At 69.5% G+C, this 22,269-nt stretch carries 19 protein-coding genes and 1 pseudogene; 11 read left to right on the plus strand and 9 right to left on the minus strand.

Annotated elements, in window-relative coordinates:
* The first annotated feature begins 155 nt into the window (after window positions 1-155).
* The 7 genes from F0U60_RS49435 to F0U60_RS49465 all read left to right on the plus strand — a co-directional run bounded on the left by F0U60_RS49435 (window position 156) and on the right by F0U60_RS49465 (window position 9,404).
* The gene (locus F0U60_RS49435; protein WP_395811322.1) at window positions 156-632 is read left to right on the plus strand and encodes a chemotaxis protein CheW; all 477 of its coding nucleotides are present in this window, start codon (window positions 156-158) and stop codon (window positions 630-632) included.
* A complete protein-coding gene (locus F0U60_RS49440; RefSeq protein ID WP_395811324.1) occupies window positions 629-2,122 on the plus strand; it encodes a CheR family methyltransferase in 1,494 nt (497 codons plus the stop codon). The genes F0U60_RS49435 and F0U60_RS49440 overlap by 4 nt, the downstream gene beginning before the upstream one ends.
* Entirely contained in the window at window positions 2,119-2,748 is a 630-nt protein-coding gene (locus F0U60_RS49445; protein WP_395811326.1) for a chemotaxis protein CheW, read from the plus strand. The genes F0U60_RS49440 and F0U60_RS49445 overlap by 4 nt, the downstream gene beginning before the upstream one ends.
* Window positions 2,745-4,394, plus strand: a complete 1,650-nt coding sequence (locus tag F0U60_RS49450) for a methyl-accepting chemotaxis protein (RefSeq protein ID WP_395811328.1) — start codon at window positions 2,745-2,747, stop codon at window positions 4,392-4,394. Before F0U60_RS49445 ends, F0U60_RS49450 begins: the two co-directional genes overlap by 4 nt.
* A gap of 2 nt (window positions 4,395-4,396) precedes the next feature.
* Entirely contained in the window at window positions 4,397-6,535 is a 2,139-nt protein-coding gene (locus F0U60_RS49455; protein ID WP_395825778.1) for a response regulator, read from the plus strand.
* Window positions 6,532-7,590 carry a chemotaxis-specific protein-glutamate methyltransferase CheB gene (cheB, locus tag F0U60_RS49460; protein ID WP_395811330.1) on the plus strand — a complete coding sequence of 353 codons (1,059 nt, stop codon included), beginning with the start codon at window positions 6,532-6,534 and terminating at the stop codon, window positions 7,588-7,590. The genes F0U60_RS49455 and cheB overlap by 4 nt, the downstream gene beginning before the upstream one ends.
* A gap of 134 nt (window positions 7,591-7,724) precedes the next feature.
* Window positions 7,725-9,404 (plus strand): ATP-binding protein, encoded by a 1,680-nt coding sequence (locus tag F0U60_RS49465; protein ID WP_395811332.1) that lies wholly within the window; start codon window positions 7,725-7,727, stop codon window positions 9,402-9,404.
* Window positions 9,405-9,459: 55 nt separating this feature from the next.
* Here the strand turns inward: F0U60_RS49465 and F0U60_RS49470 are convergent, their stop codons facing one another.
* Window positions 9,460-10,011: a hypothetical protein gene (locus F0U60_RS49470; RefSeq protein ID WP_395811334.1), complete on the minus strand. Its 552-nt coding sequence runs from the start codon at window positions 10,009-10,011 to the stop codon at window positions 9,460-9,462.
* A 154-nt stretch (window positions 10,012-10,165) separates the two neighbouring features.
* Between F0U60_RS49470 and F0U60_RS49475 the strand changes: the two genes are divergently transcribed.
* The 4 genes from F0U60_RS49475 to F0U60_RS49490 are packed head-to-tail and all read left to right on the plus strand — an operon-like array spanning window position 10,166 to window position 13,304.
* Window positions 10,166-10,837, plus strand: coding sequence for a hypothetical protein (locus F0U60_RS49475; RefSeq protein ID WP_395811336.1), 672 nt, complete (start codon window positions 10,166-10,168; stop codon window positions 10,835-10,837).
* Entirely contained in the window at window positions 10,834-12,240 is a 1,407-nt protein-coding gene (locus F0U60_RS49480) for a glycoside hydrolase family 1 protein (protein ID WP_395811338.1), read from the plus strand. The genes F0U60_RS49475 and F0U60_RS49480 overlap by 4 nt, the downstream gene beginning before the upstream one ends.
* Window positions 12,241-12,290: 50 nt before the next feature.
* The gene (locus F0U60_RS49485; RefSeq protein ID WP_203408683.1) at window positions 12,291-12,782 is read left to right on the plus strand and encodes a PilZ domain-containing protein; all 492 of its coding nucleotides are present in this window, start codon (window positions 12,291-12,293) and stop codon (window positions 12,780-12,782) included.
* 36 nt (window positions 12,783-12,818) lie between these two features.
* Window positions 12,819-13,304: a PilZ domain-containing protein gene (locus tag F0U60_RS49490; protein ID WP_395811340.1), complete on the plus strand. Its 486-nt coding sequence runs from the start codon at window positions 12,819-12,821 to the stop codon at window positions 13,302-13,304.
* On the opposite strand, the gene F0U60_RS49495 is transcribed toward F0U60_RS49490, so the two are convergent.
* The 8 genes and pseudogenes from F0U60_RS49495 to F0U60_RS49530 all read right to left on the minus strand — a co-directional run bounded on the left by F0U60_RS49495 (window position 13,297) and on the right by F0U60_RS49530 (window position 22,042).
* Window positions 13,297-14,205, minus strand: a complete 909-nt coding sequence (locus tag F0U60_RS49495) for a CheR family methyltransferase (protein ID WP_395811342.1) — start codon at window positions 14,203-14,205, stop codon at window positions 13,297-13,299. The genes F0U60_RS49490 and F0U60_RS49495 overlap by 8 nt on opposite strands.
* Window positions 14,202-14,714, minus strand: coding sequence for a chemotaxis protein CheW (locus tag F0U60_RS49500; RefSeq protein ID WP_395811344.1), 513 nt, complete (start codon window positions 14,712-14,714; stop codon window positions 14,202-14,204). Before F0U60_RS49500 ends, F0U60_RS49495 begins: the two co-directional genes overlap by 4 nt.
* 19 nt (window positions 14,715-14,733) lie before the next feature.
* Window positions 14,734-16,403: pseudogene (locus F0U60_RS49505) on the minus strand (methyl-accepting chemotaxis protein).
* 9 nt (window positions 16,404-16,412) lie between these two features.
* Window positions 16,413-18,119, minus strand: coding sequence for a methyl-accepting chemotaxis protein (locus F0U60_RS49510; protein WP_395811346.1), 1,707 nt, complete (start codon window positions 18,117-18,119; stop codon window positions 16,413-16,415).
* Between the two features lie 42 nt (window positions 18,120-18,161).
* Window positions 18,162-19,778: a chemotaxis protein CheA gene (locus F0U60_RS49515; protein WP_395811348.1), complete on the minus strand. Its 1,617-nt coding sequence runs from the start codon at window positions 19,776-19,778 to the stop codon at window positions 18,162-18,164.
* Between the two features lie 32 nt (window positions 19,779-19,810).
* Entirely contained in the window at window positions 19,811-20,446 is a 636-nt protein-coding gene (locus tag F0U60_RS49520) for a GAF domain-containing protein (RefSeq protein ID WP_395811350.1), read from the minus strand.
* A complete protein-coding gene (locus F0U60_RS49525; protein ID WP_395811352.1) occupies window positions 20,443-20,826 on the minus strand; it encodes a PleD family two-component system response regulator in 384 nt (127 codons plus the stop codon). Before F0U60_RS49525 ends, F0U60_RS49520 begins: the two co-directional genes overlap by 4 nt.
* A 49-nt stretch (window positions 20,827-20,875) precedes the next feature.
* Window positions 20,876-22,042, minus strand: coding sequence for a response regulator (locus F0U60_RS49530; RefSeq protein ID WP_395811354.1), 1,167 nt, complete (start codon window positions 22,040-22,042; stop codon window positions 20,876-20,878).
* Window positions 22,043-22,269 lie beyond the last annotated feature (227 nt).

Consider the following 22,269-nt stretch of genomic DNA (forward strand, 5'->3'; position numbering starts at 1 on the left):
ACCTCGGCCGGTGGAACCCGCCCAGGAGCGCATCACGGAGCAGGGTGGAGCCGGCACCGCACGACGTCCAGCATCTGCCAGGACTCCACGCTACCCTCCACGCGAGCAACCAGGACGAGCCGCTCGGTCCTACACTGCACACCTTAGGGAGACGCATGGTGACGCCGACGCCTCGCGAGGTCCTTCTCTTCACGCTAGAGGGGCAACGCTACGCGCTGCCCATGGAGGATGTACGCGAGCTCATCCGAGCCGTACGCCTCACTCCCCTGCCTCGGGCGCCCGTCGTGGTAGAGGGGCTGCTGGACCTGCGAGGCGAGCTCCTCCCCGTCCTGGACATGCGCCGGCGCTTTCGCCTGCCTGCCCGCCCGCTGTCTTCTTCGGACCACCTCGTGGTGGCCCAGGCGGGCGCCCGCCGGGTCGCGCTTCGGGTGGACCGGGCCGAGGGCCTGCTCGCCCTGGAGCCGGGCAGCCTCGACTCAACCCCCCGTGAGCTGCCGGGCGTAGGCTATGTGGCCGGTGCCCTCAAGCTGCCTGATGGGCTTGTCCTCCTCCATGACCTGCGCACCTTCCTCTCCGAGGCGGAGGCGCTGGAGCTGGAGGAGGCGCTCGCACGAGAGGGAGTCTCGCGGTGAGCAGCGACGCCCCCTGGAACTGGCGCCATCCCGGCTACGTCCTGGTCCTCGACCTCGTCGCCGCGCGCGCGGGGCTGCTGCCACCGAGCTGCCCTCCAGCCGCCGTGGAGGGCATCGACCGGGCCATGGCTCGCCTGGGGCTGTCCAACAACTTTGACGCCTACCGCACGCGGCTTGAGACAGACCCCGCGGCGCTGGATGACCTGCTGGTGGAGCTCACCATCGGAGAGACGTACTTCTTCCGCAACCCGGAGCACTTCGACTTCGTGCGCCACGAGGTGCTCCCGAACCTGCGCCGGCTCCGAGGCGAGGGGCATGTGGTCCGCGCGTGGAGCGCCGGCTGCGCCTCGGGCGAGGAGCCCTACTCCCTGGCGGTGCTCCTCATGGAGGAGGGCTACGGGGAGCGCATGGAGGTGCGGGGCACGGACGTGTCACGCGCAGCCCTCGCCCGGGCCAGCGTGGCCAGCTATGGCGACTGGTCCCTGCGCGGCACCGACGCCGGCCGCATGCGGCCCTTCCTCCACCCGGAGGGCAAGCGCTACACCCTCGCTCCCGAGGTGCGTGACCGCGTCCACTTCGGCTACCTCAACCTCGCCGAGGACTCCTGGCCCTCCCCAGCCCACGGCATCTGGGGCCTGGACCTCATCTTCTGCCGCAACGTCCTCATCTACTTCAACCGCGGCACCATCGAGGCGGTGGCGCGGAGGCTCCATGCCGCGCTCGCGGAGGGCGGCGTCCTCATCACCGGCCCCTCGGATCCGCCGCTGGGCGAGTACGCCCCCTTCGAGACCCTCGTCACCGACTGGGGCATCGCGTACCACCGGCCTACCCCGGGCGACACCACGCGGCTCCACTCCCTGCGCCGCTTCCCGGCCCCCGCGCCAACTCCCCTCGAGCCCCTCCGCCTCGAGCCGACGCCCGCGCCACGGCCCCCCGCCGTGCTCCCGCCCCCACCGCCCGTGCCCGTCACGCCAGCCCTCCCGGCCGAGCCCGAGGGCCTCGAGGGAGCAAAGCAGGCCCTCGCCCGAGGAGACTGGCACGAGGCGGCGCGGCTGGCGGGGGCACTCGTGGAAGAGCCGGGTGCCGCGGCGGTGGCGGTGCGAGCCCTGGCGAACTTGGATCCACTGGCCGCCGTGCGCGCCTGTGCCGAGGCCGCCGAGCGTCACCCGCTCGCCGTGGAGTTGCGCTACCTGGAGGCGATGTTGCTGCTGGGGCTCGGCCGCCTGCAGGAGTCCGAGCGCGCCGTGCGACAGGCGCTCTACCTTGAGCCCTCGCTGGCCGTGGCCCACCTCATGTTGGGCCACATCCTCCGGCGACAGAAAGACACAGAGGGGGCCCGGCGCGCCTTCCGTACCGCTGAGTCACTTTGCGCCACGCTGCCTCCGGACACTCCGGTATTTCTGGCTGACGGCGAACGCGCTGGCAGGCTGGCACAGGTGGCCCGCGACGAGCGCACCCGGTTGGAAGCCCATGAGGAGACGCGTGGATGACAGGAGGCGATGACGCGAAGGGAGGCGGGTTGGATTGGGCCGCCGCCTACAGGAAGCTGGCCCAGCTCGCCGCCGAGACCCGGGCCGCCACCCGGGTTGATCCCGAGCGAGAAGCGGCACTGCTCGAGGAGCGCGCACGGGCCCTGTCTCGGCCGCTCCATCGCCAGGCCCGGGCGGGCCCCCTGCTGGAGCTGGTGCACTTCCGCTCGGGCGAGCAGGACTACGCACTGGAGACACGCTTCGTCCTCGAGGTGCTGCGCGTCCCAGAGCAGCTCGTCCCCCTGCCCGGCGCGCCGGACCTGCTGCGCGGCCTCACCCTGCTGCATGGCGAGGTGCTCGCCGTGGTGGAGATCTCACCGCTCTTTGGACGGGCCGCCCCCACCACCCACGGGCCCGTCCTGGTGGTGGGCTCGGGCCGGCCGGAGCTGGGCCTGCGCGCCGATGCGGTGGAGGAGGTGCTCATCCTCTCGCGTGACACGCTCCTGCCCCCACCGCCCGTGCTCGACACGCGGGAGCGGACGCTCGTGTCCGGCATCAGCAGGGACGGAATCATCGTGCTGGAGGGAGAGGCCCTGCTGGGGGATGGTCGCCTCTTCTTCGACCTCTCCGAGGAAAGGATCGCATGAGTATCGGGAAGAAGATCGCCCTGGGCTTCGGCTTGTCCCTGCTGGTGCTGCTCGCCGTGGCACTGGTGGCCTTCCAGGGCGCGCGGCAGCTCACCGAGACCACCGAGAACCTGGTGGAGAGCCGAGACCAGGGCCGCGCCATCCGCGAGGTGCGCTCGATCCTCGTGAACGCCGAGAGCGGTCAGCGCGGCTTCCTCCTCACCGGTGAGGAGAGCTACCTGGAGCCCTACCAGAAGGCCCTCCAGGAGCTGAACACGGACATGGATGCCCTGCGCCGGACCCTGGAGGACGAGCCGGATCAGCAAGCACGGCTGGCCCGCCTCGAGCCCCTCATCCGCGACAGGCTCTCCGAGCTGGAGACCATCCTCCGCATCCGGCGGGAGCAGAACCTGCCCGCGGCGGTGACCCGCTTCCAGCAGTCCCGGGGCAAGCAGCTCATGGAACAAATCCGCCAGGGGCTCGACGAGATGCTCGAGGTCGAGAACCAGCGGTGGAAGAACGCCGAGCATGAGGCCCGAAACACCTCCGAGCGCATTCTGGTGGTGCTGGGGCTGGGCACGTTGCTGGGCTTCCTCATCGTCGTCCTGGGCAGCTACCGCGTCACCCGCGGTATCACCGAGCCCCTCGACAAGCTGGTGAAGGGCGCCGAGCAGATCGGCCGCGGCAACTTCGCCCACCGCATTGACGTGCACCACCAGGACGAGACGGGAGAGCTGGCACGTGCCTTCAACGCCATGGCCGAGCGCCGCCAGCAGGCGGAGGCGCTGTTGGGGAAGCAAGCCGAGGAGCGCGAGCACACCCTGCGGACGGTGGCCGAGTTCGTCAACCAGCTCGCGGGCACCACCGCGGAGGTCCTCGCCAGCACCACGGAGCAGGTGGCCGGCGCCCAGGAGCAGGGCAGCGCGGTGGCGCAGACGGTGAGCACCATCGAGGAGATCGCCCAGACGTCGGACGAGGCCGCGGGCCGGGCGCGGGCGGTGAGCGAGTCGGCGCGCCACTCGGAGGAGGTGGGCAAGAGCGGCCGGCGCGCGGTGGAGGAGGCCGTCGCATCCATGAGCGCCGTGCGCGAGCAGGTGGAGTCCATCGCCTCGCGCATCCTCGCCCTGGCCGAGCAGGCGCAGGCCATCGGCGACATCATCACCACCGTCAACGACATCTCCGAGCAGACCCACATGCTGGCGCTCAACGCCTCCATCGAGGCCAGCCGCGCCGGCGAGCACGGCCGGGGCTTCGCCGTCGTGGCCGCCGAGGTGAAGTCCCTGGCGGATCAGTCCAAGAAGGCCACCAACCAGGTGCGGCAGATTCTGGGGCAAATCCAGAAGGCCACCCAGGGCGCGGTGATGACGACGGAGGAGGGCACCAAGAGCGTGGCCTCGGCCACCCGGGTCGTGACGCAGGCGGGCACCCATATCCAGACACTCAGCGAGCTGCTCTCCCAGGCCTCGCTCACCGCGGCGCAGATTTCGGCCTCGGCCAGCCAGCAGGCCACTGGCATCGGGCAGATACGTCAGGCCATGCGCGACGTGAGCCAGGCCACCCAGCAGACGCTCACCAGCACCCGGCAGACGGAGCGCGCGATACAGGAGCTCAACGTCATGGGCCAGAAGCTCAAGGGCCTGCTCAGCGAGTACGGACGCGCGGCATGACGATGGACCGGGACAGGCTCGCCCAGGCGTTGATGGCCACGTTCCTCGAGGAGCTCGAGGAGCACGTGGCCGCGCTCAACCGGGACCTGCTCGCGCTGGAGAAGAACCCCGTGCCCTCGCGCTTCGGCGAGCTGATGACGTCACTGCTGCGCACGGTGCACAGCGTGAAGGGGGCCTCGCGGGCGGTGAGCGTGGGCGTCATCGAGATGGCCTGCCACCGGTTGGAGGAGGTGCTGGCAGCGGTGCAGCGCCTGCACCGCGCGCCCCCGGAGCTGATGGAGCTGTGCTTCACCGCCGCGGACGCGCTGGACGACGCGGGACGGCGGTTGGCGCAAAAGCAGGACATGAAGGGCTCGCCGCTGGAGGCCCTGCTGCCCCGGCTGGAGGAGGCGGCGCGTGCCCCCGAGTCCATCCGGCCCACGCCGCCAGAGCCCGTGCGCGCTTCCCAGCCCGAGCTCCCCCCTCCTGCGCCTCCCACGGAAGTCCCCGCCCCCGGAGCGGAAGGACTGCCGGTGCGCGTGTCCGCCCAGAAGCTGGACGCATTGCTGGCCCGGAGCGGCGAGCTGCGCGTGGCCGGCCTGCGCATGGAGGGACGGGTGGAGGTGATGGAGTCGGTGCGCGAGGAGCTGCACCAGCTCCGCCTCCAGCTGAAGGGCGCGGAAGAAGCAGCGGTGCGACGGCTGGAGACGCGGCTGGCGCAGCTCGGCCGAGAGCTCGCGGCGGACCGGCGGACGCTGCTGCAGGCCACGAGCGGCCTGGACGAGGAGGTGCGGCGCGCGCGCACCCTGTCCTTCGCCGAGGGCTGCGCGGGACTGGAGCGCACCGCGAGAGACTTGGCGCACGCCGCGGGCAAGGAGGTGAGGTTCGAGATGCGGGGCGGCGCGCTGGAGTTGGACCGCTCGCTGCTGCAAGGCCTGCGCGAGCCCCTGCTGCACCTGGTGCGCAACGCGGTGGCGCACGGGGTGGAGACGCCGGAGGAGCGACGCAAGGCGGGCAAGCCCGAGGAGGGCCGGGTGACGCTGTCCGCGCGGCTGCGCGGGGGCCGCGTGCAGGTGATGGTGGAGGACGACGGGCGGGGGTTGGACCTGGCCAGCATTCGCGCGCGAGGGCGAGCCCGGGGGCTGCCCGTGCTGGAGGATGCCGGGGACGTGCGGCTCATCTTCATGTCCGGCCTGTCCACCGCGGATTCGGTGACGTCCGTGTCCGGCCGCGGAGTGGGGCTGGACGTGGTGCGCGCGCAGGTGGAGGCCATGCGCGGCAGCGTGGACGTGTCCTTCGAACCAGGCCAGGGTACGCGCTTCGTCCTGGACGTGCCCCTCACGCTCAGCACGCTGCGGGTGCTGTTGGTCACGGCGGGAGGGCAGACCTTCGCGGTCGCGGGGGAGAGTGTGGAGCGGCTGTTGCGCCTGGAGCCCGGAGACGTCCGGGTGGTGGAGGGACGCCAGTTGTGGACGGCCCCCCAGGCCCTGGTGCCCCTGGCCACGCTGAGCACGGTGCTCGGCCTGCCCGCCAGTGTCCCGCGCGCGCACCCCGGGGCCATGGTGCTGAGCGCGGGCGAGCTGCGCGCCGTGCTGGTGGTGGACGAGGTGGTGGCCGAGCAGGAGGTGCTCATCCGCGGCCTGGGTCCGCGCATCCGCCGCGCGCGCCACGTCACGGGGATGGCGGTGCTGCCGGACGGGCGCATGGCCCCGTTGCTCAATGCCCCCTCGTTGGTGCGCGCCGCCGAGGGCCGTACCGCTCCCACGGGCCTCTTCCCCACGCCTGTCGAGAAGAAGGCCCGCAGGCGCGTCCTCCTCGCCGACGACTCGATGACCACCCGCGCCCTGGAGCAGAGCATCCTCGAGGCGGCCGGCTACGACGTACTGTCCTGCGTGGACGGGCAGGAGGCCTGGGAGCGGCTGCAAGCGGAGGGAGCCGAGGCCATCGTCTCGGACGTGGAGATGCCGCGCATGGACGGCTTCGCCCTCACCGAGGCGGTGCGCGGTTCACCCCGCTTCAATCGGCTGCCCGTGGTACTCGTCACCGCGCGCTCCAAGCCTGAGGACAAGGCACGGGGCCTTCAGGTGGGCGCCAGCGCCTACCTGGTCAAGAGCGCATTTGATCAGACCCAACTACTGGAGACCCTGAGGCAGCTCCTATGAAGCCCGACAAGCTCCGCGTCCTCGTCGCAGAAGACTCCCCCACCGCCCGGCGACTGCTGGTGGAAATCCTGCGCGCCGACCCCGCCTTCGAGGTGGTGGGCGAGGCGAAGGACGGCGTGGAGGCGCTGGAGCTCACGCGCCGCCTGCGGCCGGACCTCATCACCATGGACATCCAGATGCCGAACATGGATGGACTGGAGGCCACCAAGCGCATCATGACGGAGGTACCCACACCGGTGGTGGTGGTGTCCACACTGGTGGAGCGAGACATCCAGACGTCCATGGCCGCGCTGCGCTCCGGGGCGCTGGCGGTGCTGCAGAAGCTGGTGGGCCCGCAGGCGCCGGACTTCGAGGACGAGGCCCGCCGGCTGCGAGACACAGTGAAGGCCATGGCCGAGGTGAAGGTGGTCCGGCACTGGCCCACGCGCGAGGCCCCGCTCACGCCGATGCCTCCGGTGGCACAGGCTCGCCGGAGCAAGCCCGCGCTGCTCGCCATCGCCGCCTCCACGGGAGGCCCCGCGGCACTGCACCGCATCCTCTCGGAGCTACCTGCCGGCTACCCGCTGCCCATCCTCGTGGTGCAGCACATCGCCCTGGGCTTTGCCCGCGGACTGGCCACGTGGTTGGAAAGCGTGTGTCCGTTGGAGGTGAAGGTGGCCGAGGATGGCGAGACCCTGCGTCCGGGCGTCGTCTACATCGCCCCAGACGATCGTCACCTCGGGGTGCGAGAGGACAGGCGCGTGGAGGTGTCCAACGCGGCACCGGTAGGTGGCTTCCGGCCCTCCGGCTCCTGGCTCTTCCGCTCGGCGAGCCGGGTCTTCGGCCCCTCGATGGCCGCCGCGGTCCTCACCGGGATGGGGCAGGACGGTCTAGACGGTTTGCGGGAGGTGCATGAAGCCGGGGGCTGGGTCATGGCCCAGGACGAAGCCACCAGTGTCGTCTATGGGATGCCTGGAGTGGCGGTGGCCGCCGGAGTGGCCGATGAGATCCTCCCACTAGGTGACTTCTCCCGGCGCTTCCGGGAGCTTGCCGGCCTGGAGGGCGAGCGAGCATAAAAGGGACGGGCACGCCGTACGTGCCCGCTTTATCTTCCGTTCGACGGTCGCCGGAGTGCCCGCCAATCAGGCTGGACGGAGCCTGGGTGAAATGAAATGAAGAGGAGAGCCCCTACGCCCGTTGTGGCGACACCATGAGTCTGCCCGCGTCCGGATTTGAGATGGCGTTCAAGGCCCTGCCGGAACCGTCCTACCTCCTGGACGAGGCGGGCCGTCTGTTGGCCTGCAGCGCAGTGGGCGCAAGCGTCCTGGGGATGCCCCCTGAGCTGCTCGCGGGCCAGCCATGGGCCCGGTTGGCGCTCGGCCCTGAAGAGGTGACCCTGCTGGAGTCTGGGAGAGCCGTGGCGCTGGCCACCGGCGCACCGCATTCGGTGCAGGCCACCTGGCCGAGCCAGACCGGAGCCCGTCCCCATACCTTCTGCTTCACCCCGGTGACTGACGGACAGGGCCCCGTGCGCATGTTGGTGACGGTGCGTCCGCTCACCGAAGCGGAGGCTGTGTATTCGCGCGCCCTGGCGCTGGAACAGGCCTCGCGCGCCGAGGTGGAAGCCGCCGAGCGCCGACAGTCCTTCCTCTACCAGGCGATGACGACGCTCTTCGCCCATCCGCCGGATCCGCAGGGCATGTACACGCTGCTGGCCCACCTGGCGGTGCCGGACCTGGCGGACTGGTGTCTGGTGGACGCGGTGGAGCAGGGCCCGTGGGTGTCGCGCGTGGCGGTAGCGCACCTGGACCCGACCCAGACGGAGCAGGCGAACGCGTTGCCCAAGCGCTTCGAGCGGCGCGAGGCGCCCGTGGGCGTGCTGCGGGTGCTGCACACGGGAGAGCCCGAGCTGGTCCCCGCGGTGACGGACTCCCTGCTGCGCGCCGCGGCCTCCGAGCCCGAGCACCCGGCGCTGCTCAGCCGGCTGCAGGCGCGCTCGTACATGATCATCCCGCTGAAGGCGCGGGGGCACACGCTGGGGGCGGTGACGTTCGTCTCGGGAGCCTCGGGGCGGCGCTACGGCCCGAGTGACCTGGCGCTGGCGGAGGACCTGTGCGTGCGGGCCAGCCTGGCCATCGACAACGCGCGGCTCTTTGGCGAGTCACGGCGAGCGACGCGGGCGCGCGAGGACCTGTTGGCGGTGGTGTCGCACGACTTGAAGAACCCGCTGGGCGTGGTGCAGCTGGCGTCGGCGCTGCTGCTGCGGGGCTCACAGGGGAAGCCGGGCAGCGAGCAGGTGCAGAAGCAGGCGGGCCGCATCCAGGCGGCGGCGGACCGGATGGGTCGGCTCATCTCGGACCTGTTGGACTGGGGCCGGATCGAAGCGGGCGGACTGCCGTTGGAGCCGTCGGAGCAGGACGTGGCGTCGCTGCTGATGGAGGCGCTGGAGAGCGTGCGTCCACTAGCGGAGGCGCGGGGGCTGCGGGTAGCGGCGGAGCTGCCGGACGAGGACGTGCGGGTGAAGTGCGACCGGACGCGGGTGTTGCAGGTGTTCGGCAACCTGCTGGGCAACGGGGTGAAGTTCACACCCGATGGTGGGCAGCTGACGGTGGGGGCGCGGGTGCTCCGGGACGAGGTGCAGCTGTGGGTGAAGGACACAGGCATGGGCATCCCGGCCGAGGCACTGCCGCACGTCTTCGAGCGCTACTGGCAGGCGAAGGACGCGGAGAGCCGGGGCACGGGCCTGGGGCTGACGATCGCCAAGGGTATCGTGGAGGCGCACGGGGGCCGCATCTGGGCGCGGAGCGAGCGAGGCCAGGGCAGCACCTTCACCTTCACGCTGCCGATGCACGACAAGAGCACCCGACGGGACGCCCAGTCCGCCGTGTAACGCGCACCTCCTCCCTCTCCCTCTGGGAGAGGGTCGGGGTGAGGGTATAGAGGAATCAACCTTCGTCCCGAGGGAGGAGACCCGCGCGGAGGGCCTTCTCCCTCGCATCGTCCACGACGTTCAGGATGCGGGAAGACGATGGGAAGACGCGCTCCGCCAACGCACCGAGCTTCAGGGCCTTCTCCAGCATGTCCGTCCTCCGCTCGGTAACCCAAAAGTCGATGAGCCCCGCCCATGAGTTCTCGAGCGCGCGCAAGGCACTCGCCGCACTCTCCTCGAAGAGCGTCTCCGCCAGCTCCGACGAGTTGCGAAAGACATACATGAAGTGGGCAAGCTCCAGCAGCGCCGGAGCGCTCCGGGCCGAAGCCTGAACAGCATCCTCCAGCAAGCGCTGAATCTCCGCGAGCGCCTGTTCCGAAGCGACTCCGGGCTCATCGGTCAGCCGCAACAGTCGCGCGAGCTCCAACAAGTTGGGAGTAAAGGCGGGACAAGCCCGAGCGAGAGCACGAAGCTGCTGGAGCTGCTCCGGACTCGCCTCGCGAGCGGAGCCAACCTCCCGAGCCGCGCGCATCCAGGCCATCATCTCATCGAGACTGGGATGTGACATCGGATTCTCAGACTTTATCCAAGAAGTGCGTCTGCTCCTTAATGAGCGAGGATAACTTTCCTGGTCGTTCAGGAAAGGCGAGAACCTCCCCGCGGAGAAACCGCGTGCCCCGGGTTCCGGCGGCCCCGTCCGCCCGGTTATCGTGCGTGCGTCCATGCGCTCCCTCCTTTTCGCCCTCCTCGCGTTCTCCGTGGCCGAGCCCGCGCACGCGCAACAGGAAGGCACCACCCCGCTCCCCACCACGCCAGCGCGAGCCCTCCCCGGCTCTGAGCTGCACGTGGACCTCGGCGCTCTCTCTGGCGGCTACACGCACGCAGGCGGCGCCACGATGGAGCCCTTCGCCGCGCAAGCCGCCTCGGGCCACGTCCTGCTCGAAGGCCTGACCCTCGATGGCGGCGTCCTCTCCCTCGTGCCCCTGCAGCGCGGTGGCGCGGGCGCCAGCCTCACCCTCACCGCCCGCGTCGGCTACACCGGCGAGCGCTGGAGCCTCATCGGTGGCCCCGTGCTCGGCATCGCCTACTCCGCGCGCCCCGTCCTCCAGGTGCTCCCCTCCATCAAGGCCCTCTACCGCGTGGGCCCCGTGGACCTGCACGCGGGCCTGCTCGACCTGCACGGCCTCGTCCCCGCCCACCTCGGCGCTTCCTGGAAAGGCCTTGGCCTCGCATACGTACTTCCCCTGGGTGCCCGCGCCTGGGCGAGCCTTCCCCTCTCCACCACCCTGAGTCTGCGCGTGGAGGGCTTCGCCTTCCGCCTCGCCAGCGCCCAATCCGCGATGCTCACCGTGGGCCTCACCGCCCGCCCCTCTTCCCCAGGAACCCGGCCATGAGTCCCCGCGCCCTCTTCCTCGGCTTCGCCCTGCTCACGGGCTGCACGGAGCGGCCCTCCTTCGATCCGGCGACGGTGAACGCCACGCCCATCGGCAAGGGCCTGCCCCGCGACTTCCTGCTCGGCACCTCCACGTCCTCCCATCAAATCGAGGGCGGCAACGAGAACGACTGGGCCGCCTGGGAGCGCAGCAGCTACCCGGATGGCACGCCCCACATCCGGGACCGGAGCGTGTCAGGCCCGGCCGCGGACTCGTGGAACCGCTTCGATGAGGACATCGCCTTGATGAAGCGGCTGGGCTCCAACGCCTACCGCTTCGGCATCGAGTGGAGCCGCCTGGAGCCCACTCCGGGTGCGTGGAACACCGAGGCCGCCGAGCGCTACCGTCAGTGGGCCCACACGCTGCGCGCGCAGGGCATTGAGCCCATGGTGACGCTCCACCACTTCACGCTTCCCACCTGGGTGGCCGCCTCGGGCGGCTGGGAGAACCCCGCCAACCTGGACGCCTTCGAGCGCTTCTCGGGCAAGGTGGCGGAGCTGCTCGGCGCCGACGTGGACTGGTGGTGCACCATCAACGAACCCAACGTGCAGGCGGTGTTCGGCTACATGGACGGCGTCTGGCCACCGGGGAAGCAGGACACCGTGGCCACGGCGCATGTCATCGCCAACCTCCTGGAGGCCCACGCCCGCGCCGCGCGCCAGCTGCGCACCCACGACACGGTGGACGCGGACGGAGACGGCAAGGCCACGCTCATCGGCCTGGTGCACCATGTGCGCGTCTTCCAGGCCGCCAGCGGCTCCTCCGCGGACATGGCCATCGCCGGCCTCACGGATGACTTCTTCAACGAGAGCATCACCCACGCCCTGCGCACCGGTCACCTCTCGCTCTTCGTGCCTGGCTCCATCTCTCTCGAGCGAGACATCGCGGACCTGAGAGGATCCAGCGATTACCTCGGCATCAATTACTACACGCGGGACCATGTCAGGCAGGACACCTCGCCCTCCTTCTCCCACAAGTACGTACCCACGAGGTACGACACCAACGACTTGGGATGGGAGCTCTACCCGGAAGGCCTCTACCTCTTCCTCAAGAGGTACAAGGCGCTGGGGCTGCCACTGGTGGTGACGGAGAACGGCATGGATGACCGGACCGGGGAGCGCCGTCCCTACTACCTGCGCAGCCACCTGTACGCGGTGGAGCGGGCGGTGGCCGAGGGGGTTCCGGTGAAGGGCTATTTCCACTGGAGCCTGCTCGACAACTTCGAGTGGGCGGAGGGCTACGAGCCGCGCTTCGGGCTGTTCCGCGTGGACCGGAGCAGTGCGGAGTTGACGCGTCAAGCCACGCCCGCAGTGGAAACCTTCCGCGAGGCCGCGCGTAACCTGGGGTTGACACCCACTCCCTGATGGCGGGAGTGCGAAAATCTCAGTAAGAACGAGCAGACAGGAGTAACACCATGGGCGTGATCCAGTTCATCGACGAGTTCCGCGCGCTCCACACGAAGGCGCGGCAGGGGAAGCTGGGTGAGACCGAGCGGCCGGCCTACCTGGCAGCGCGCGAGCAGTTTGCGCGGGCCCTGTTGAACGCCCAGGGACTGATGCTCGACGGGGCCGAGGCCCGGCGGCACTACCGCGTGGCGCACCAGCTGCCGGTGGAGCTGCAGATGGCCTACGGCAACGTGTGGACGAACACGTTGGACATCTCGGCGGGTGGCTTCTCGGTGATGCTGCCGCACGCGGTGGACGTGAAGGAGCGGCCGAGCGCGCTGCTGTACCTGCCGGACGGCTCGACGCTGGCGGGCCGGGTGCGCGTGGTGTCCCAGTTCCAGAGGGCGGACAAGCACCGCGCCTCGTTCGCCTTCCTGGATTTGACCGAGCGCGAGTGCGAGCTGCTGGAGGGCTTCCTCATCGACTTCGCGCTCGAGCGGGTGGGCATCACCGCCCCGTAAGGGCCCGCGCCCGACCCAACGCCACGGGAAGACGTGATGAGCGCCAATCTGTGGGTAGAGCAGTTCCGGGCGCTCCATTCGCGTGCGCGCAAGGGGTCGCTGCCAGAGGACGAGAGACGGCGCTACCTGGCCGCGAGGGAGCAGTTCGCGCGAGCGCTGACGGCGGCCCAGGGCATGCGCCTTCCACCCGGGATGTCGGCGCGCCGGACGTTCCGCATCGCGCAGGGGCTTCAGGTGGACCTGAGCTTCGCCTCCGGGCCGATGCGGACCCTCACGCTGGATGTGTCGGTGGGGGGCTTCTCCGTGATGCTGCACAAGCCGCCCCTCGAGTCGGAGGAGCCGGGCTTCACGCTCCGCCTGCCAGGCAACCTGGAGCCGGTGACGGGCCGCGCGAAGCTGGTGTCCTCACAGCGCAAGATTGGCACCCACCGCGTCTCGTTCGCCATCCAGGGGCTCGCGGAGAAGGACGCGGAGCGGCTGGAGACAGCGCTGTTCGACCTCGCGCTGGAGCGCATCAAGTAGGGCCGCCACCGCTTGCCGGCTGCGGGGACTTCGCACAGTAGATGTTGGGAGCCACGCAGCGAGCAGGCTCGGCGCTGCCCGTGAGGCTCTCGGCGTGCCCCAGGAAGAGGTAGCCCGTTGGCGGCAGCCGGCGCAGCAGCGAGCTCAACACCTGCGCCCGGGCCTGGGCCCCGAAGTAGATGAGCACGTTGCGGCAGAAGACGAGCTCGAAAGGCCCCTCCGGCCAACCGCGCTCGTCGTTCAGGTTGACGCGCGCGAAGCGCAGCACCGCCCGTAGCTCCGCGCTTGCCTTCATCCACCCCTCCTGGCTGCGCACCCCTTTGAGCATGAAGGTCCGCAGCAGGGGCCGAGGAATGCCCGCGGCCCGCTCCACCGACCAGAGGCCCTGCTTCGCCCGCTCCAGCGCCCAGGTGGACAGGTCCGTCGCCAGCACCTCCAACTCCCACCCCGAGCCCGGGGGAAAGTGCGAGAGCAACGTCATTGCCAGCGAATAGGGCTCCTCTCCCGTCGAGCACCCCGCGCTCCACACTCGCACGTGCCGGGCCATCAACCCCTGCGCCGCCCGCCGCGTCCACTCCGGGAAGACGCGCTGCCGCAGGAACTCGAACTGCCCCGGCTCACGGAAGAAGTGCGTCTCGTTGGTGCAAAGGCAGTCCAACATCCGCACCCGCTCCGCCTCGTTGCCGCGCATGCAGACGAACCGGTAGTAGGCACCGAAGGACGTCAGCCCCAACGCTCGCACCCGCCGAGACAACCGCCCCACCAGCAGCGCCTGCTTCGAGGGGCCCAGGTGGATGCCCGCCTCCCGCTCCACCAACGCCTGGAAGAGGGAGAACTCCCGCTCCGTCAGCGGGAGCGGACCCACGCCCAGGACTGTCTCCGAGGGGGTCCCCGCTCTCATGCGCCCCCACTGGCCGCGTTGCCCACCAGCCCCAGCAGCTCCTCTGCGGACAGCATCCGGTCCAAATCCAGCAGGAGGATGAAGCGCTGCTCCTGCCGACCCATGCCTCGCAGGTAGTCCACGGGCGTGCGTGTACCGAAGGCAGGTGGCGGCTCGACATCGTCCGGCCCCAGGTCAATCACCTCACTGACCGAGTCGGCCAGCAGGCCCAACGTGGTGCGCTCGCCGTCCATCACGGCCTCGACGATGACGAAGCACGTCCAGCGCGTGATGGGGCGAGGCTCCAGTCCCATCTTCACCGCCAGGTCCACCACGGGCACCACCCGGCCCCGCAGGTTGATGACGCCCAGCACCGCGGAAGGCATCCCAGGCACTCGCGTAATGGGGACGTGCTCGATGATCTCCCGGATGCGCAGCAGCTCGATGGCATACGTCTCGCCGGCCAATGAGAAACCCAGATACTGCGCCGGACGGGTGACCTCGGAGAGGGAATTTGTATTCGTGCTCATGGGGGGGAGGTTCTTCATCCTAGAAACGTTTGAAGTCGTGACCCGATGAGGGCGACATCTGCATCGGCAGCACGGGTGCCACGGCCCTCACACCTTGCGCGGGAGAGTGCACCGGAGGGGGTGTCGATGCGGGCCTCGACAAGTGCACGGGCGGCACCATTCCCTGCACCGCCCGCCCTGTCTCCGTCACCCGGAAGAACGTCATCATCTGCTGCAACGACTCGGCCTGGGCCGCCAGCTCCTCCGCCGTCGACGACAGCTCCTCCGCCGCCGACGCGTTTCGCTGTGTCACCTGGTCCACCTGCACCATCGCCCGGTTCATCTGCACCACTCCGCTGGCCTGCTCCCTCGACACCGCCGCCACCTGCTGCACCAGCTCCGCCGTCTTTCGAATCGACGGCACCAGCTCCTTGAGCAACAGCCCCGAGCGCTCCGCCACCTTCACGCTGCTTCCCGCCAGACTCCCTATCTCCTTGGCCGCCTTCTGGCTCCTCTCCGCCAGCTTCCTCACCTCCGACGCCACCACCGCGAACCCTCTCCCGTGCTCCCCGCCCTCGCCGCCTCCACCGCCGCGTTCAACGCCAGCAGGTTCGTCTGGTACGCAATCTCCTCCACGATGGAGATTCGCTCGGCGATTGCCGCCATCGCCTCCACCGTCTCGTTCACCGCCAGCCCACTCTCCTCCGCGTCCGCCGCTCCCCTCACCGCCATCGCCTCCAGCAGCTTGCTCGTCTCCGCGTTCTGGCTGATGGACGCGCTCAGCTGCTCCAGGCTCGTCGTCGTCTCTTCCACCGACGCCGCCTGCGTGCTGGTGCCCTGTGACAGTGCCTGCGCCGCCGCCGCCACCTGCCCCGAGGCTCCCGACAGCGAGCCCACCGCTCCCCGCACCTCGCCCAGCACGCTGCCGAAGCGCTGCACCATCTCCCTCATCCCCTCCATCATCCGAGCCGTCTCGTCGCGACCCCTCACCTCGATGTGGGTGGTGAGATCTCCCGAAGCCAACTTGCCGGTGAGCCCCACCGCCTCCTGCAGTGGCCGGACGATGCTGCGCGACAACAGCCACGCCAGCAGTACCGCCAGCACCGGCCCCAACATGCCGCCTCCCACCAACATGAGCTTCACCAGGTCCACTCCCCTCCCGGCGGTCTCGTTCCGATGGTCATTCTGGAGTTGCGCCTCATGGCGGATTTCATTCGCCAGGCCCCGCATGGCCAGCAGGAGCTTCTGTCCCTGAGCATCCTTGACGTACGCCACGAGCTGCTCCATGGGCACGCGTCCGGAGTCCACGTCCCGGCGCATCGCTATCTGGCGCTCGGCGTAGGGGAGGAATCTCTGTTCATAGTGGTCCAGCAGTTGTTGCAGCAGTTCCTGCTGGCGGGGGCTGTCCTGGGTCAGCTCCTTCACCTTGGTGTAGCTGGCGAGGAACTCGGACTTCCGTTGAGGCACGAACTCGATGTAGGCCTCGTCGCTGGTGAGCGCGAAGCCTTGCAACCGGGCCTCGAGATCGATCAGCGCGATCCCCATGTTCCGGACTTCCAAAAGGCCACTGTAGGAGCGGTAGGTGCTCTCGGCCGAGTCCACCAGGGCCACGAAGAGAACGAAGGTCCCCCAGGCAACGGTGGCGAGCAGGGTGACGAGCGTGCCGAATCCGAGCTGTAGCTTCCGAGTGATGCTGACGTGTTCGAACATGGAGCTCCCCTAGAAGCGCTTGAAGTCGTGGTCCGAGCTAGACGACGCGCGCTCGGGCACCGATGGGAATGAGGCCGTCGGCAACTGCATCGGCAGCGCCTGCGCCACCGCCTTCAGCCCCTGCGCGGGTGGGTGAATGGGAAGGTGTACCGGTGGAGGCCTCAGCGAGCGCACCGGCTGCACCATCCCCTGCACCGCCCGCCCCGCCTCCACCACTCGGAAGAACGTCATCATCTGCTGCAGCGACTCGGCCTGGGCCGCCAGCTCCTCCGCCGTCGACGACAGCTCCTCCGCCGCCGATGCGTTTCGCTGTGTCACCTGGTCCACCTGCACCATCGCCCGGTTCATCTGCACCACTCCGCTGGCCTGCTCCCTCGACACCGCCGCCACCTGCTGCACCAGCTCCGCCGTCTTTCGAATCGACGGCACCAACTCCTTGAGCAACAGCCCCGAGCGCTCCGCCACCTTCACGCTGCTTCCCGCCAGACTCCCTATCTCCTTGGCCGCCTTCTGGCTCCTCTCCGCCAGCTTCCTCACCTCCGACGCCACCACCGCGAACCCTCTCCCGTGCTCCCCCGCCCTCGCCGCCTCCACCGCCGCGTTCAACGCCAGCAGGTTCGTCTGGTACGCAATCTCCTCCACGATGGAGATTCGCTCGGCGATTGCCGCCATCGCCTCCACCGTCTCGTTCACCGCCAGCCCGCTCTCCTCCGCGTCCGCCGCGCCCTTCATCGCCATCGCTTCCAACTGCTTGCTCGTCTCCGCGTTCTGGCTGATGGACGCGCTCAGCTGCTCCAGGCTCGTCGTCGTCTCTTCCACCGACGCCGCCTGCGTGCTGGTGCCCTGTGACAGTGCCTGCGCCGCCGCCGCCACCTGCCCCGAGGCTCCCGACAGCGAGCCCACCGCTCCCCGCACCTCGCCCAGCACACTGCCGAAGCGCTGCACCATCTCCCTCATCCCGTCCATGATCCGCGCCGCCTCGTCGCGGCCACTCACCTCGATGTGGGTGGTGAGATCTCCCGAGGCCAACTTGCCGGTGAGTCCCACCGCCTCCTGCAGTGGCCGAACGATGCTGCGCGACAACAGCCACGCCAGCAGTACCGCCAGCACCGGCCCCACCAGGCCTCCCGTCACCAGCATCCGGGTGACAGACCGCGTCTGCGCGTCGGTCTCCTCCATGAGACGGCGGCGCTGCTCCAGCACTTCCTGCCGGAGGAGCTCCGACACGCCGGACATGCTCTCCAGGCTCTTTGCTCCCCTGCCCTCCTTCACGTACTCGACGAGTTGCTCCAGGGGGATACGGCCTGCGTCCACATCCCGGCGCAGCGCCATCTCATGCTCGATGTGGGGGAGGAGCTTCTGCTGATACTGGTCCACGAGCTGTTGCAGCAACTCCTGCTCACGCGGGAATTTGGCCGTCAGCGTCTTCAGCCGGGCATGGGAATCGAGGAACGCGGCCTGACGCTGGGGCACCAGCTCGATAATGTCCTCGTTGCCCGTGAAGGCGTACAGCAGCGCCCGGTGCTTCATATCCATCACGTTGATGCTGATGACGTTCAACTCCAGCCGCACATCATGGGAGCGGTAGTACCCGTCATTGGTCACCAACATCTGGAAGAAGATGTAGGACGCCCAGATGACGGCGGCGAGCAACATGACGAGGAATCCAAATCCGAGCTGCAGCTTCCGGGAGATGGTGAAGTTCTTGAGCAGCATGGGTGTCCTTCGAGAGGTTGGAGGGAGCGGGATGCCAAGGCTTCAGCCCATGGCGGCCCGCTGACGGATGGCGATGCGCAGCAGAGTCGGAACGTCCAGGACGAGCCCCACGCGACCGCTGCCGAGAATGGTGGAGCCGGACACACCGGGCAGATGGCGGAAGAGCCGGCCCAGCGGCTTGAGGACGCATTGGCCTTCGCCATACAGCGCGTCCACCACCAGCCCCGCCCGGCTCCCACCGTGGCCCAACACGACGACGCTCTCCCGAGCAGGCGCGGGGCCCTGCACCCCCAGCACCTCGCGCAGCCGCAGGTAGGGCAGCGAACGGCCTCGCAGGCTCAACACGCCGGCCCCGGACTGCCCGTTGCGCTCCGCGGGCAGCTCCAGGCACTCGCGCACCGCCGCCAGCGGCAACACATACGTCTCCTCGCCCACGCCCACCGAGAAGCCCTGAATGGTGGCCAACGTCAGCGGCACGCGCAGCGTCACCGTGGTGCCCTTCCCCTCCTCACTGCGCAACGTCACCAGGCCCCGCAGCGTCTCCACGCTCCGGCGCACCACGTCCATGCCCACCCCGCGCCCGGAGACCTCCGTCACCGCCTCCGCCGTGGACAGCCCCGGCAGGAAGACGAGCTCCTCCAACTCCTCCGCCGTCATCCGCTCGGGCTCCATCCCCAGCTCGCGCGCCTTCTCCCGCAGCCGCGCGTAGTGCAGACCCCGACCGTCGTCAGACAACTCCACCACCAGCGAGCCCGGCTCATGGAAGGCCCGCAGCACCAGCGTGCCGCACGCCTCCTTCCCCGCCGCCCGCCGCTCCTCCGGCATCTCCAGGCCGTGGTCCACCGCGTTGCGCACCAGGTGCAGCAGGGGCTCGCGCAGGCCCTCCACCAGCGCGGTGTCCACCTCCACGTCCTCGCCCTCCAACACCAGCCGCGCCCACTTGCGCTCCACCCGCGTCAGGTCGCGCACCGTGCGCAGGTGCTGCCGGAAGAGCGGGCCCACCGGCACCATCCGCACCCGCATCACCTCTTCCTGCAGCTCCTCGTGGAGGCGGTCCGCCTCGCGGTGCAGCTCCAGGGCCTCCTCGGCGGTGCCCGTAGCCAGCACCTGCGCCAACTGCGTGCGCGCGATGGCCAGCTCTCCCGTCAGGATGGCGATGCGGTCCAGCTTCTCCACATCCACGCGCAGCGTGCGCCCGCGCCGCCCTCCCACCTCCACCACCGACTCCTCCGCCGGCACGGCGTACACCACCCGGGGAGACTCCTGCTGACGCAACGCCTCGCAGCAGGCCCGCAGCCGCTCCACCAGCCCCGAATCCTCCTCCGCCGGCCGCTCCTGTCCCGCCAGCACCGCCTGCAACAACTCCCGCAGCCGGTCCACCGTCGCGAGCAGCAACGTCACATGCTCGTCGGACACCGGCAGCCGCCGCTCCAGCAGCGTCTCCAGCACGTCCTCCAGCACGTGCGCCACGTCCGTCATTCCGGAGAGGCCCAGCGCGCCCGCCGCCCCCTTCACCGTGTGCGCGCCCCGGAAGATGGACCTCAGCCGCTCCTCGTCTGGGTGCTCCTCCAGCGAGACGAGAGTCTCCTCCATTTCGGTGAGGAGCTCTCCCGACTCCTCCGCGAAGGTAGCGAGCAGCCGCTCGCGATCCAGTTCCAAAGGTCTCCCCCTCTCTAGAAATCGCCGCCCACTCAGGACGGCGTGCCGGCGGCGATGCCGCGCGCGCAGTACAAGGCCCTCGCCCCTTGCGTCGCGAGCAGCTCCAGCAGCTCGCGGTCCTCGGGCTCGAGGCGGGGTTTGTGGGGCAGCAGCCCGAACAGCACCATCATTCCCAAGACGTGGTCGCCCAGCTTCAGGGGCACGCACGCGCGTGGCCCCTCCGTCTGGCTCTGGGCGCTCGACTCCTCCATCAGGTCCCCCAGCCAGCACGTCCCGGTACGCGCCGCCTGGCCTACGGGGTCATCCCCCAGCGGCAGCCGGCGGAAGCGGTCCGCGTCGATGCCCAGCGAGACACGCAGCACCAGCTCCGGGCTCCTCGGCTCCAGCTCGAAGATGCCCAGCGCCTCCGAGCCCACCAGGTTGACGAGCAGGTCCTGGAGAATCTCCAACAGCTCCAGGGGATTGAGCGACTCGTGCAGCCGCTGGGAGGCCACGCGCAGGCGCACCAGGTGGGCCAGCTCCGCCTCCACCAACGTCTGGCGCTGGTCCCTCCACTGCTCGTCCTCTTGATGCCGTGCGAGCGAGAGCCTCAGTTGTTCGTTCTGCGTGCGCAGGGAGGCCAGCTCCTCGCGCAGCATCTCGTTCTCCCAGCGAAGCTGCTCCCTCATGCGCGCCGTGCCTCTTCCAGGTGGCTGCGCACCTTGGCCAACAGCTCCTCCCCATCGAAGGGCTTGGTGATGTAGTCCGTGCACCCGCTCTCGAAGCCCTGACGCACGTAGTGGGGCTCGCCGCGGGTCGTCACCAGGATGATGGGGACGTCCTTCGTCTCCGAGCGCGAGCGCAGGGCCCGGCACGCCTGGAAGCCATCCATGCGCGGCATGAGCACATCCAGGAAGATGAGGTCCGGATGCTCGCTGGAGGCCTTGTCGAGCGCCTCCTGGCCGTCACGCGCGGTGAGCAGCTCATAGCCGCAGTGGGACAGCATCATCCGATGCAGCAACAACACGGTGCTCGAGTCGTCGACGAGGAGGATCTTCTTCCTGGGCATGACAAATTCCTCCGAAAGGGAGATGAAGGCAGCGGGGGGGAAGCGGGACTCAGACGAGGCTGCTGCCGCCGATGAGCTCGCGCAGCTGCATCAAGCGGCGGGGGCTCATGCCCAGGAACTGGATGCCCATGCCGAGCGGATACGAGGCGGTGCGGCGAGAGGCATAGGGATTGGACCAGGAGACGAGGCCAGGGCCCTCGAGCACCTCGCGCGTGGTGGACAAGTGAATGCGCAGCTCGAGCGCGGCACCGACACGAGCGGGCACCAGGGTGCGCACGAAGAGGGCCCCCGGACTGAGCGCGCTGGAGTAGCAGGAGGACCAGGAGGCGCCGCCCAGCTCGCGAAACTCCACGGGGCACACGAAGGGCACGCGCTCGTCCACCTGGAGCCCCACGGCGTTGCGAAGCAGGAGACCGTTGATGCGAGCCAGCAGGTGCCGAGGCGCCAGGGTGCGCGCGCTCAACCAGACCTGCCCGAGCATGGGCGCCTCGGTCACGTCACCGTCTGTCACCACCACGGTGTGCACTCGCCCCAGGCGCGTCCCCGTGCGCAGGCGCTCCACCCGCATCATCTCCTCCGCCGAGGTGACGGGGGTGCGCACGAGCAGCAAGTGGATGGGCTCGCCGTACTCGGCCACCAGCGCCATGGCGCGCTCGGCGGAGGGGGCGTACAGCAGGTGGTGACCACACGCCTCCAGGTGGGCGCCCAGACCCTCGCGCGTGTTCGCCGCCTCGCCCACCAGCAGCACGGTGCGCGGGGTGCGGCGCTCCATCAGCCGGTGCGGGGGCCCGGGCACCTTGTCACGCAGCACGTCGATGCGCGCCTGCAGCTCGATGATGCGAACAGGGCCGAGCATGCAGTCCTCCGCCCCGCCCTGCACGCAGGCCTCGAGCAACTCCGCCGGCGTGCCGTCCCCCACAACGACGAGGATGGGCACGTCTCCATGCAGCGGGTGGCTGCGCAGCGCCGCGCAGCCAGGCCCGCCGTCCGCCGACAGCACCCGCCAGTCCACCATCACCATCAGCGGCCGGCACCGGCCCAGCTCGACACGGGCCGCCAGCAGGTTGTCCACCGACACCACCTCGCACCCCGCGGCGCGCAGCAGGGCTGTCAGGTGCAACCGCAACTCCTTGGCCTGATCGACGAGCAGCACCTTCCGGGACTGCTGTGCAGACACTCCCGACTGCTGAGCCAGCACATGCGTGGCGAGTGACATGGAACGCTCCCCCCATCATCTGATTGAGATGGTTTCGACCCGGTCTGCCCCCGCCGCTCCCCCTGTCTCCCCCATTCCTTGACGGGTGCAAGGAATCAGGGAGCACCGCGCGAAACTCAGATGAAAGGGAATACGGGAAACCAGGCCTGCCTGCTTGCGGCGCCCAAGTTCTAAGCCTCATCCCTGGAAGTTAGCGAACACTTGCCCGTCCACGCGGGCTGATGGCT

Source organism: Archangium minus (assembly GCF_044360475.1).
In the GTDB taxonomy this organism is placed as follows: domain Bacteria; phylum Myxococcota; class Myxococcia; order Myxococcales; family Myxococcaceae; genus Archangium; species Archangium minus.

Coding starts and splice junctions, on each gene's coding strand:
- F0U60_RS49435 (WP_395811322.1), top strand. CDS start 156: ATGGTGACGCCGACGCCTCGCGAGGTCCTTCTCTTCACGCTAGAGGGG.
- F0U60_RS49445 (WP_395811326.1), top strand. CDS start 2,119: ATGACAGGAGGCGATGACGCGAAGGGAGGCGGGTTGGATTGGGCCGCC.
- F0U60_RS49450 (WP_395811328.1), top strand. CDS start 2,745: ATGAGTATCGGGAAGAAGATCGCCCTGGGCTTCGGCTTGTCCCTGCTG.
- F0U60_RS49455 (WP_395825778.1), top strand. CDS start 4,397: ATGGACCGGGACAGGCTCGCCCAGGCGTTGATGGCCACGTTCCTCGAG.
- cheB (WP_395811330.1), top strand. CDS start 6,532: ATGAAGCCCGACAAGCTCCGCGTCCTCGTCGCAGAAGACTCCCCCACC.
- F0U60_RS49465 (WP_395811332.1), top strand. CDS start 7,725: ATGAGTCTGCCCGCGTCCGGATTTGAGATGGCGTTCAAGGCCCTGCCG.
- F0U60_RS49470 (WP_395811334.1), bottom strand. CDS start 10,011: ATGTCACATCCCAGTCTCGATGAGATGATGGCCTGGATGCGCGCGGCT.
- F0U60_RS49475 (WP_395811336.1), top strand. CDS start 10,166: ATGCGCTCCCTCCTTTTCGCCCTCCTCGCGTTCTCCGTGGCCGAGCCC.
- F0U60_RS49480 (WP_395811338.1), top strand. CDS start 10,834: ATGAGTCCCCGCGCCCTCTTCCTCGGCTTCGCCCTGCTCACGGGCTGC.
- F0U60_RS49485 (WP_203408683.1), top strand. CDS start 12,291: ATGGGCGTGATCCAGTTCATCGACGAGTTCCGCGCGCTCCACACGAAG.
- F0U60_RS49490 (WP_395811340.1), top strand. CDS start 12,819: ATGAGCGCCAATCTGTGGGTAGAGCAGTTCCGGGCGCTCCATTCGCGT.
- F0U60_RS49495 (WP_395811342.1), bottom strand. CDS start 14,205: ATGAGAGCGGGGACCCCCTCGGAGACAGTCCTGGGCGTGGGTCCGCTC.
- F0U60_RS49500 (WP_395811344.1), bottom strand. CDS start 14,714: ATGAGCACGAATACAAATTCCCTCTCCGAGGTCACCCGTCCGGCGCAG.
- F0U60_RS49510 (WP_395811346.1), bottom strand. CDS start 18,119: ATGCTGCTCAAGAACTTCACCATCTCCCGGAAGCTGCAGCTCGGATTT.
- F0U60_RS49520 (WP_395811350.1), bottom strand. CDS start 20,446: ATGAGGGAGCAGCTTCGCTGGGAGAACGAGATGCTGCGCGAGGAGCTG.
- F0U60_RS49525 (WP_395811352.1), bottom strand. CDS start 20,826: ATGCCCAGGAAGAAGATCCTCCTCGTCGACGACTCGAGCACCGTGTTG.
- F0U60_RS49530 (WP_395811354.1), bottom strand. CDS start 22,042: ATGTCACTCGCCACGCATGTGCTGGCTCAGCAGTCGGGAGTGTCTGCA.